At 69.8% G+C, this 10,567-nt stretch carries 7 protein-coding genes and 3 pseudogenes; 5 read left to right on the top strand and 5 right to left on the bottom strand.

The features are described from left to right. The first annotated feature begins 18 nt into the window (after positions 1–18). The 3 genes and pseudogenes from ABT057_RS43215 to ABT057_RS43225 all read left to right on the top strand — a co-directional run. Complete coding sequence (locus ABT057_RS43215; protein WP_352349773.1) at positions 19–1,605, top strand: Na+/H+ antiporter; 1,587 nt, start codon at positions 19–21, stop codon at positions 1,603–1,605. Between the two features lie 23 nt (positions 1,606–1,628). Further along, the gene (locus tag ABT057_RS43220; protein WP_352349775.1) at positions 1,629–2,564 is read left to right on the top strand and encodes an NADP-dependent oxidoreductase; all 936 of its coding nucleotides are present in this window, start codon (positions 1,629–1,631) and stop codon (positions 2,562–2,564) included. A 256-nt stretch (positions 2,565–2,820) separates the two neighbouring features. After that, positions 2,821–3,030, top strand: a pseudogene (locus ABT057_RS43225) (LLM class flavin-dependent oxidoreductase); the annotation flags it as partial. Between the two features lie 126 nt (positions 3,031–3,156). Here ABT057_RS43225 and ABT057_RS43230 read toward each other — a convergent pair. Then, positions 3,157–3,708 (bottom strand): annotated as a pseudogene (locus ABT057_RS43230) (LLM class flavin-dependent oxidoreductase); the annotation flags it as partial. Between ABT057_RS43230 and ABT057_RS43235 the strand changes: the two are divergent. After that, positions 3,673–3,954 carry a hypothetical protein gene (locus ABT057_RS43235; protein WP_352349777.1) on the top strand — a complete coding sequence of 94 codons (282 nt, stop codon included), beginning with the start codon at positions 3,673–3,675 and terminating at the stop codon, positions 3,952–3,954. The pseudogene ABT057_RS43230 and the gene ABT057_RS43235 overlap by 36 nt on opposite strands. A gap of 154 nt (positions 3,955–4,108) precedes the next feature. Here ABT057_RS43235 and ABT057_RS43240 read toward each other — a convergent pair whose 3' ends face one another. Together ABT057_RS43240 and ABT057_RS43245 are read right to left on the bottom strand one after the other, a co-directional pair. Next, on the bottom strand, positions 4,109–5,851 hold the full coding sequence (locus tag ABT057_RS43240; RefSeq protein ID WP_352349779.1) for a CocE/NonD family hydrolase: 1,743 nt from the start codon (positions 5,849–5,851) through the stop codon (positions 4,109–4,111). Positions 5,852–5,935: 84 nt separating this feature from the next. Continuing rightward, a complete protein-coding gene (locus tag ABT057_RS43245; protein WP_352349781.1) occupies positions 5,936–7,348 on the bottom strand; it encodes an MFS transporter in 1,413 nt (470 codons plus the stop codon). A gap of 174 nt (positions 7,349–7,522) precedes the next feature. Here ABT057_RS43245 and ABT057_RS43250 point away from each other — a divergent pair, with 174 nt between their 5' ends. Next, on the top strand, positions 7,523–8,479 hold the full coding sequence (locus ABT057_RS43250; protein WP_352349783.1) for a PaaX family transcriptional regulator: 957 nt from the start codon (positions 7,523–7,525) through the stop codon (positions 8,477–8,479). An 83-nt stretch (positions 8,480–8,562) separates the two neighbouring features. Here ABT057_RS43250 and ABT057_RS43255 read toward each other — a convergent pair whose 3' ends face one another. Both ABT057_RS43255 and ABT057_RS43260 read right to left on the bottom strand, forming a co-directional pair. Continuing rightward, the gene (locus tag ABT057_RS43255; protein ID WP_352349785.1) at positions 8,563–8,919 is read right to left on the bottom strand and encodes a hypothetical protein; all 357 of its coding nucleotides are present in this window, start codon (positions 8,917–8,919) and stop codon (positions 8,563–8,565) included. Between the two features lie 241 nt (positions 8,920–9,160). Next, positions 9,161–10,224, bottom strand: a pseudogene (locus ABT057_RS43260) (LacI family DNA-binding transcriptional regulator). Positions 10,225–10,567 lie beyond the last annotated feature (343 nt).

Genomic DNA, 10,567 nt, shown 5'->3' on the forward strand with positions numbered 1-10,567 from the left:
ACCCCCAGGAGAAGCACCTTGCTCGGTCTCGAACTCGTCGTGGTCCTGGGCGTGGCCGTGCTGGTGGGCAACGCCGTGGGACAGCGCCTCGGCATCGCCCCGCCCGTCGTCCTGCTCCTGACGGGCGTGCTCCTGGGGTTCATCCCGGCGGTACGGGAGGCACAACTGCCCCCGGAAGTCGTGCTGTTGCTCTTCCTGCCGGTGCTGCTGTACTGGGAGAGCCTGACCACCTCCCTGCGGGAGATCCGCGCCAACCTGCGCGGCATCCTGCAGCTGAGCACCGTACTCGTCATCCTCACGGCCTGGGCCGTCGCCGCGGCCGGGCACGCCCTCGGGCTGCCGTGGGGACCGGCGTGGGTGCTCGGCGCGGCCATGGCACCCACGGACGCGACGGCCGTCGGTGTCCTCGCCCGCGCCCTGCCCCGCCGCCAGGTCACCGTCCTGCGCGCGGAGAGCCTGGTCAACGACGGCACGGCCCTGGTCATCTACGGTCTCGCCGTCGGCATCACGGTCGGCGAGGAACACCTGAGCATCCCGCACGTCGGCGGACTGTTCCTGCTCGCTTACGGCGGCGGAGCAGCGGTAGGCGTGGCGGTCGCGTGGGTCAACATGAACCTGCGGCGCCGCCTGACCGACCCCCTGCTCGGCAACCTCGTCATGATCCTGGCGCCCTTCACCGCCTACCTGCTCGCCGAACTCATCGAAGCCTCCGGCGTCCTCGCGGTGGTCGTCAGCGGCCTGATCATGTCCCAGGTCGCCCCGCGCATCATCCAGGCCGAACACCGCACGCAGGCACTGGCGTTCTGGCCGCTGGCCACCTTCATCATCAACGGGGCGCTGTTCGTCCTGGTCGGGGTCGAGCTCCAGTACGCGGTCCGTGACCTGGGCCGTTCCGATCTCCAGGACGCGCTGATCGCGGTCGGTGTCATCTGCGTGGTACTCGTGGCCGTGCGCTTCGCGTTCCTGTACGCCTCCACCTACCTGGTCCGCGCACTCGACCGCCGCCCCCGGCAGCGCTCGCTCCGGGTCGGGCACCGCACCCGGGTCGTCAGCGGGCTGGCCGGCTTCCGGGGCGCGGTCTCGCTCGCGATGGTGCTCTCGGTGCCGCAGACCCTCGACTCGGGCGAGCCGTTCCCCGACCGCAGCTTCATCGTCTTCGTCACCTCCGGCGTCATCCTCGTGACCCTGGTGGTGCAGGGACTGCTCCTGCCGGTGGCGGTGCGTTGGGCCAAACTGCCGCCCGACACCTCGGTCGACAAAGAACACGACCTCGCCGAGACCACCGCCATCGAAGAGGCGATCAAGGCGATGCCCCAACTCGCCGCCGACCTGCGGTCCGAGCCGAAGATCACCGAGTGGCTGCGCCAGGAGTACGAAGCCCACCTGGCGTCCGTCCGGGCCCGAAGCGCGGGTGTGACCGACGACCCCGCCGTGCTCCAGCACCAGGACTACCTCGCACTGCGCCTGGCCCTCATCGCCAGCAAACGAGCCACCGTCGTACGGCTGCGTGACGAGCGCCGGATCGACGACACCGTACTGCGCCGCCTCCAGGCCGCCCTCGACAGCGAGGAGATCCGCCTGTCGGGCGGCGCGGCGAGCGAATGAACCGTTCTGAGGAGAAACCTGTCATGAAAGCCGTTGGACTGACAGAATTCGGCGGGCCTGAGGTACTGCGGGTCCTGGAGCTTCCGGTCCCGGAAGCCGGGCCGGGCGAGATACGGATACGGGTGCGTGCGGCGGCGGTCAACCCCGTCGACGCGCTGGTGCGCCGGGGCATCGCCTTCGTCGCCGACGCCGAGCCGCCCTACGTCCCCGGGATGGACGCGGCCGGTGTCGTCGAGCAGATCGGCGAGGGAACCGACACCGACCTGAAGGTCGGCGACCGGGTCATGGCCGTGGTGGTCGTCTCCGGCACGCACGGAGCGTACGCCGAGCAACTCGTCGTCCCCGCCGAGTCGGTGGTCCGCGCACCGGCGGGCGCGACCGACGTCGAGGCCGCCACGCTGCCGATGAACGGGCTCACCGCCCGGATGGCACTGGACCTGCTGGAACTTCCCGTGGGCGCGACTGTGGCGGTCACCGGAGCGGCCGGCGCGGTCGGTGGCCTTGCCGTCCAGCTGGCCAAGGCCGACGGGTTCCGGGTGATCGCCGACGCGGCGGCCAAGGACGAACAATTGGTGAAGGAACTCGGCGCGGACGTCGTACTGCGGCGCGGCGCCGAGTTCCCGGACCTGGTACGCAAGGAGGTGCCCGAGGGTGTCGATGGACTCGTCGACACCGCGGGCATCGCCGCTCAGGCCGTCCGCGCCGTGCGCGACGGCGGCCGGGTAGCCTCGTCGGTCGGCGGCACCCAGGTGCCCGCCGAACGCGGCATCGAGACCCGGTTCACGTTCGTGCCACAGTACGCACGTGAGCACGCCAAGCTCGACCGCCTGCGCGAACTGACGGAGGCGGACCGGCTCACCTCGCGCGTCGCGCGGACGCTGCCGGCCGAACAGGCCGTCGAAGCACACCGGTTGCTGGAGGCGGGCGGCCGCCGGGGACGGGTGGTGCTCACCTTCTGAGCAGACCACAGCGCAGAAGGCGCTGCTCACCTGCCACCGAAGTCCACTGACCGACTTCAAAGGGCGCCTGAACTGGGTTCACACTCGCCAGGCGCCCCTCGTGGTCTCGGGGATGCCGCACTGGTCCCTCCATCGGCGCGACGGCCCCTCCCCGACATCTGTGACGCGCAGCCCGCTTGCCCTGCCATGCCAAATCCAGTAGCTCGTAGAGCACCATTGGACGCGAGTGAGCGCTTGGCCGCAGAGATGGGGAAGAATGTGGATCACTTCGGGTGAGCATGGCGTACGAGATCGAGGTGCGGGCCGTTCTCGCAAGGTCGAGCAACACACCTTCGAGAGCCTGTTCGAGCAGGCCACGCTGGCCGACGGGCTCGGGTACGAGGCCGTGTGGATGGTCGAGCACCACTTCACCCGCGGCTTCGCCCACTCCTCCGCACCTGCCCTCGTCCTGGCCGCGCTGTCCCGCGTCCCCCAGCGCCTCAGGCTCGCCCTGGGCGTGATGCTGCTGGCAGGAAGTTCTCCAGCCCCCCGTCCTCGGGGGCGGCGCACTGCCGTCGGGCAGCACCCGCTGTGCGAGGTTGGCGACGTCCGCCTCCCGAGTGGTGCAGTGCTCGCCCTCGAAGGGGAACGGCTCGTCCATCCAGCGGCCCCTCATCACCGCCAGCGACTCCTTGAGCCGGGAGAATCGGTCCGTGGGAGCGGCGAACCGGAGGCCGGTGGCGTCGTAGTGATTGCGCATCCAGCAGGTGCCGATGCCCAGCTCGAACCTGCCGTCGGACAGGACCTCGAGGGTCGCGGCCTCCTTGGCCAGGACTACGGGGTGGCGGCGGTCGTTGGAGAAGACCATCGTGCCGATCCGTAGCCGGGTCGTGGTGTCGGCAGCGGCCATCATCGCGGCGCCCGGGGCGAAGCGGGGCCCCACGAAATGATCGAGAACCAGCAGGACGTCGAATCCCGCGTCCGTGAGACGGCGTGCGCTGTCCGTCCGCTTCTTGCCGGACGAGGTGCGACGGACGACGGCTTCAAACCCACAACGGGCGTGGAGTTCATGGGCGGCGTGACCCTGGACCCCCTCAATCCGCTCGGGAGCGAGGACGTCACCGTCGCGATGGTCGAGCGCAGCCGGTGCGGCGGGTTCGTCCACGACGCGGCGGCCGGTGCGCTCGCCGCCGACATCGCTTCGCAACTGCCTGACATGACAAGGTGGTTGCGCCCGGGTGACGACGTGGTCGACCTGGACCGGCTCACTGAGCAGCCGGCGGACCGGGCGCCGGAACTCGGCGCCTTCCACGAGGACGGACTCGCCCTCATCCTCGCCTCCGGCACGACAGGGCTGCCCAAGGCCGTCGTCCACACGCACGCGAGAATCCCGGCCGCAGCTCAGCGATGACTCGACATCGCACACGGTGACCGGTCCGCCTTCCGTACCGGACCGATCATCTGCGGCGTCGGCTACTTCGCCATCGCGGGCCCCTCTCTACGCCGGGATGCGGCTGCCGGTGGAGACGACTTCGGTCCTCTGCCCGGCACGCGGCACCCGCAGGTCAGAGTGTGCCGACCACGATCCGGCTCGGGAAGTCCTCGCCAAGGTGGAGGGTCTGGTGGGCGACGGCGGTCTCGGCCGAGTCGTGGGCGAGCAGGCCGGTGTTGAGGTTGCGGTCCCACCGGGGGTGGCAGCTGGACGTCACCTGGACGCGCAACCGCTCCCCCGGGGTCAGCGTGCAGGCCGTGTTCCACAGGCTGACCGTGAACTCGTACACCTTCCCCGGCTTGAGCGGTGTCGGCGGGTGGCCGGGGCGGTAGCCGCCGGTGGCGTAGCTGTCGCGCCACGAGGCCCGCACGATGCCGTCGTTGAGCGCGATCGAGACTCCGTGCGGTGAGACCTTGCAGAGCCGGACCACGAAGTCGGTGTCCGGGGCGCTGGAGGAGGCGTGGAAAACGGCGCGGACCTCGCCGAAGAGGGTCAGCGATTCGGCGAGGGGCTCGGAGGTGAAGGTGACGACGTCGTCCCGCGCCTCGACGCTCCGCTGGTCGGCCGGGCCCGGCCGGAAGCCGTGGATCATCGTGGCACCGCCCACGGTCGGTACGGGGCTGAGCGGGTCGTAGTCGTAGGCGGCACAGGAGTTACCCCCGGGCCGGTCGAGAAGTCGGCTGTCGTCGGCCAGGTACCAGGTGCGGTGCCCGGCGGGACCGGGAAGCCGCTCGAAGCCGCGCCAGCGGTTCTCCCCGAGGAAGTACAGGAGCACGGGCGGGATGCGGCGCAGCGCGGTGTCGTCGTCCTTGAGGACGGCGTCGTACCAGGCGATGTGCATCGCGTTGAGGTCGCCGTAGCCGCCCATAGCGCCGGACGAGGCGGCGATGCCGAGGCTGAGGTCGGGGAAGTCACCGGAGAAGTCACTGTGCGCCCAAGGCCCGACGACCAGTCGCGGGGGCGGGAGTGCGCGGGTGCGGCTGTGCTCGGCTTGCATGCGGTACTGGGCGAGGGTGGCCGGCGCGAAGATGTCGAACCAGCCGCCGATGTGCAGGGTGGCCGCGTCCACGGGACGGGCGGTGGCACTGTCCCACAGCTCGGTGAGGGCGTTGCCGGGGCCCTGCCCTGCCCAGCCGACGATGTGGGTGTTCATGAAGGTGTTGACGCGGGAGGCGAGGGCGCGGATCGGCAGGGTGTCGAGGACGGCTCCGGCGACCACCTCCTGGTCGAGTGCCAGCCAGTCACGGAAGGCCGACTCGCGCTCCTCGGGTGTGTCGGCGAACTCGCGGACCAGGGCGTTGGGGGTCACGGCGGTGTGCCCCCAGGTGAAGCGGGAGCCGAACTCGTGGGCTCCGCCTCGGTAGAGGGCACCGTCGTTCGCGCTGCCGCCGGCCGACACCCCGAGGGCGAGGGCATTGAGGGGTTCGGGGGCGGTGGCGGCGGCCCGCCACTGGGTCTCGGCGAAGTAGGAGCGGCCCCACATGCCGACGCGGCCGTCACTGGCGGGGAGCCCCGCCGCCCAGGCGACCGTGTCGGCTCCGTCGGCGGCCTCGTGCGCGGCGGGGTCGAAGACGCCGTCGGAACCGAAGCGGCCACGGCAGTCCTGCATCACCACGACGTAACCGGCGGCGGCGACGGTCAGCGGGTTGAAGTAGGCGGAGTTGACGGCCAGGTCCCGGCCGTACGGGGTGCGGGTCAGCAGGACGGGGAAGGTCTCGCCGTCCCGGTCGGGCCGGTAGAGCGTGGCCCGCAGAACGGTGCCGTCGGTCATCTTGGCCTCGACGTCGTGCTCGACGAGGACGGGGTGTTTCGGCACGGGCAGCCTTCTCTGTGAGGGGGGAGGACGGACGGAGCGTGGCGGTGACGGGTGTCCGCCACCGCCACGGGGTCATGCGGTTGCCTACTTGCGGCCCAGTTCCTCGGTGGGCGTCCGATAGGTCTCCGGCACGCCGAACAGGACGACCGCGGCCGAGGCGAGGCAGCACCCGGCGGTGAGCACGGCGACCGGGATCCAGCCCGTGGGGCCGGGGCTGATGACGGCGGCGGCGATGGTGGGGGCGAACCCGGTGACGATGAGGCCGAGTTGTGAGGACGTCGCGGCGCCCGAGTAGCGGATCCGGGTGGGGAAGAGCTCGGCACCCATGGGCGGGGCCAGGGGGTTGACGAGGCCGTACCCGATCGTCATGAGGAGGATCGAGGTCAGGAAGATCAGCGGGATGTCGTGCGTGCTGATCGCCCAGAAGACCGCGAACACACCGGCGGCGCAGACCAGGTTGCCGGTGATGAACACGGGCTTGCGGCCGATACGGTCGGCCAGGATCCCGGCGCAGGGCTGGACGACCAGGCCCAGGGAGGCGGTGACGATCGTGACCGCGAGCATGACCGTGCGGGGCAGCCCGATACTCGCGGCGTAGGCCATCGCGAAGGCCGCGAAGATCGTCGAGACCACACTGAACAGACCGAGCGCGATGACCTTGACAACCGCGGCCCAGTGGTCGCGCAGGACCGCCTTGATGGGCAGTTCCCCTCCGGGTTCGGCGTCGGCCGGCGCGAAGATCTCCGGCTCGGGGAGCCTCACGCGGATCCACAGACCGATGCCCACGATCAGGGCGCTGGCCAGGAACGGTATCCGCCAGCCCCACGCCAGCAGGTCGGGCTGCGGCAGTGCGGACACTGCCAGGAAGGCCAGAGAAGCAAGGAGGATGCCGGCGACGGCGCCCGTGTTGACCCAACTGCCGTAGAAAGCTCGTCGGTTGCTCGGCGCGTGTTCCATCGCCATGGTCACCGCGCCCACCGACTCACCGGCCGCCGAGGCACCTTGGACGACACGCAGCAGGACGAGCAGGACGGGAGCGGACGCGCCGATGGTGGCCGGGGTCGGCAGGCAGCCGATCAGAAAGGTGGCCACCCCCATCATCATCAGCGTGAGAACCAGCATGCGGCCGCGGCCGACCCGATCTCCGAAGTGACCGAAGACCGCACCCGCCAGGGGGCGCACCACGTAGCCGATGCCGATCGTGGCCATCGACAGGATCGTTCCCAGGGCGTGCGACACCTGAGGGAAAAAGACCTGGTTGAAGACGAGCGCGGAGGCCGAGCCGTAGATGAAGAAGTCGTAGTACTCGAGCGTGCTGCCGACGAAACTCGCCACGGCGGCCCGGCGGACGTGCGGCGAACCGGTGCCGGTGTCGGTGTCGGTGTCGGTGTCGGTGTCGGTGTCGGTGTCGGTGTCGGTGTCGGTGTCGGTGTCGGTGTCGGCGGGAGGATCCGGGGGCGCTGCGGCGGGCGCCGCCGAGGAGCGAGGAGTGACCATGACGGCTCCGGACGGGGAGAGAGGAAGGGCGCCGCGGCTCGACACCCAGGAGAAGCGGTTGGCCTCAGGGGCCCGCGCCCCTGAGACCCCCGAAGCTATGCAACTCTCCCGGCGGTCGTCAATGATGCTGCAATCAATCTTTTCTTCGCGGCGTACCGCCCTGATAATGGGGCGATGCGCATGAAGCACGAGCCGGTGACGACCACAGCGGCGACGGACGATGCACTGGTGATCGCCGACTTCCCCCGTCCGCAGAAGGGCTCGTCGACCCAGCACCTGCTGATCACCCTGCTCACCGACTTCTGGCTGGACTCCGAGGAGTGGCTGCCGTCCCGGCTGATCGTGGCCCTGGCCGCCGACCTGGACGTGACGGCCTCGGCCACGACCTCGGCGCTCAGCAGGCTCGCCTCGCGCGGCGTACTCGAACAGTCCAGTGCAGGCCGCAGCTCGCGCTACCGGCTGACGGACAACGCCCGTGCCCGGCTGACGACGGCGGTCGACCGGGTCTTCGCGTTCGGCACCGGCTCGACGCGCTGGGACGGATGCTGGACGGTGATCGCCTTCACCATTCAGGAGACGTCGCGCGATGTGCGTGAGCTGTTCCGCAGGCACCTGAAATGGCGGGGATTCGCTCCGGTCTACGGCGCGCTGTGGGTCTCACCGAGAGAGGACCCGATCGAGCTGGAGCGCGCCTGCGCCACCTTCGGGGTCACCGACTACGTGATCTTCCGGACCGCGGACACCGCCCTCCACGGCAAGAAGCTGATCGATGCCTGGCCCCTCGACGAACTCACACAACACTACGAGCCGTTCATCGACCGCTTCGCACCATGGGTGTCGCGCACGGCGAACGGTGACGTCTCCGCCGAGGAGGCCTTCCGCGTCCGCATCCAGCTCATGGACACCTGGCGCATGTTCCCCTGGAACGACCCCGACCTGCCACACGAACTGCTGCCCGCGCGCTGGCAACTGACCGAGGCGCGCACCCTTTTCGCGAACCTCTGCACGAGTCTGGCGGACCCCGCCCTCGCACACGTACAGGCCCACGCTGTCAGGCACGCCCTCCAACCGGCTCCGACCGTCTGCCTGCGCCTGCCCGACAGCCGGGACGGCCATCAGCCGCCCGCGTGAGGAGGCGGTCTCGACGGTCATCGGTACCACAGGATGACACCGCCGGGAACGCATGTCGGACTGGTTTCCAAGGCGTTGCCCGGTCAGTCGGCCGCCGCTGTCGGCGGGACCTGGCGATGGGCTGAGCCGTGGTGATCGCTCGCCCTGCGGGTCCGCGTGCGGACGAGTTCGTCGATGTGCCTGCTCACGTCGAGAGGGAGGTTCGTCGTGACGTGCGGGGTGTGCGGGGGTCCGTTGTCCGCGTAGCTCCGCACTCGGTCCTGGTACATGGAACGAACCTGTTCGCGGCCGACGTAGCACTCCTCTGCCTCCTGTACGTGGATCTCGACGTAGAGGAGGATGAGGCGGGCACGGCCACGTGCCCGGGGTATGCACTCCTTGACGCGGTCGATGCGGGGCAGCAGTACGTCTGCGATTCGGAGCGTCGCCAGAAGACGCAACGGTGGACGCCCATCTCGGCGCACCGCTCGATCGCCTCGGGACGGGTTTGGCGTAGGAGAGCGTGACCGGTACCGGCCCCCGAGCGGGTGATCGCTCAGGTCCGCACCCGCTCGACGAGATGAAGCAGATGCTGCGGTTCTTCGCCAAGAAGGTCATCCCGGCGTCCAGCTGAGGTCGGCTCCGCAGGGTGTCACCCTGATGGCGTGTGGCCCGCAGGCCACATCAGCGGCGTCAGAGCAGTCAGACCTTCTTCTGCCTCTTCGCGGGTTTGGCCGTGCTGCTGCGCACGGTAAGCGTGGTGGCGATTTCCACGCCGATCTGTGCCGGTCTCTCGCCGCGGCCGAGAGAGAGCGCGAGCTCTGTGGCCGCCGCCGCCATCTCCGTAAGCGGTTGGTGAACCGTCGTCAGCGGTGGGTCCACCCACGCCACGACAGGGAGGTCGTCGAAACCCACGACGCTGAGGTCGCCGGGAATGGTGAGTCCCAATTCGCGGGCAGCCTGGTAGACACCCAGTGCCTGCAGGTCGTTCGAGGCGAAGATGGCGGTGGGCCGCTCGCTCCGCATCAGCAGCTCACGCGCGGCTTCGCTGCCGCCTTTCTGGTCAGCGGTGCATTGATCACCAGGCCGGGATCGGTGGGCAGGCCTGCCGCCTCCAGGGCGGATGTGTAACCATCCTGCCGCGCACGGAAACAGGAGACATCCCGGGGACCGCCGATCATCGCTATGCGGCGGTGCCCGAGGTCGATCAGGTGCCGGGTTGCCGACTGGCCACCACGCCAGTTGGTGGCGCCGACGAAGGGTACGCCGTCGGGGGGCTCCTCCGTCGGGTCGAAGACGACGAAGGGGATGCCCTTGACGCTGAGTTGCTCGCGCTCCTCGTCGGACAGTTGGGCCACGGACAGCACGCAGTGCGGCCGGCGACCCACCATGTCCTCCACGGTCCGGGTGGGTGCGTCATGGAGCCCGAACTCGGAGACCATCACGCCGACCCGGTTCTTGCTGGCCGCTCGCTCGACGCCACGGATGATCTCGACCGCCCACAGGCTTTTCAGTTCGCGGAACACCAGCTCCATGGTGGTGTTGCGGCTGCCCGGCGGCTTCTTGTAGCCGTAGCGGTTGATCAGTTCCTCGACGCGGGCGCGGGTGCCGCTGGAGACGCCCGACCTGCCGTTGAGCACCTTCGAAACGGTGGGGATCGAAACTCCGGCCGTCTCGGCGATGTACGCGATGGTGACCGGTCCTCGAGGTTGGTCGGGAACGTCTCCCGCGTGCTCCGCCGACGCGTCCGCCCCGTTGTCCGCCACGCTCGCCTTCCCTTGCTGCCGCAGCTCTTTATGCTGTCGCCGTTCCCCGGTTCATTGTGGCACTTCAGGCCGGCGAGCGACCGCCGCGCGTGTTTCTCCCGCTTGCTCCTCGGCGCTTTGTGTTTCGTGACCGGCCCGGTCACGGGCAGTGCCACCGTGACCGGGCCAACGCGGGTCCTCAGAGTCAGGTGCTCGACCCCGTCACCGTGGTGCCGGAGCGGGTGACCTGGTACGTCACGGTGGTGCCGCGGTCGACCGGGCCGTGCGCGCGCAGTCCGACCACATCGACGTCCTGCGGATCGCCTCGCCCGAGGCGTCGGCCCGCTCCGGCGCACGGCCGGAG

The sequence above is a fragment of the Streptomyces sp. NPDC002588 genome, assembly GCF_040295925.1.
Lineage (GTDB): Bacteria > Actinomycetota > Actinomycetes > Streptomycetales > Streptomycetaceae > Streptomyces.

Excerpts from the sequence above, each read along its gene's own strand:
- ABT057_RS43250 (WP_352349783.1), top strand. The coding sequence starts at position 7,523 with ATGCGCATGAAGCACGAGCCGGTGACGACCACAGCGGCGACGGACGAT.
- ABT057_RS43235 (WP_352349777.1), top strand. The coding sequence starts at position 3,673 with ATGGTCGAGCGCAGCCGGTGCGGCGGGTTCGTCCACGACGCGGCGGCC.
- ABT057_RS43220 (WP_352349775.1), top strand. The coding sequence starts at position 1,629 with ATGAAAGCCGTTGGACTGACAGAATTCGGCGGGCCTGAGGTACTGCGG.
- ABT057_RS43245 (WP_352349781.1), bottom strand. The coding sequence starts at position 7,348 with ATGGTCACTCCTCGCTCCTCGGCGGCGCCCGCCGCAGCGCCCCCGGAT.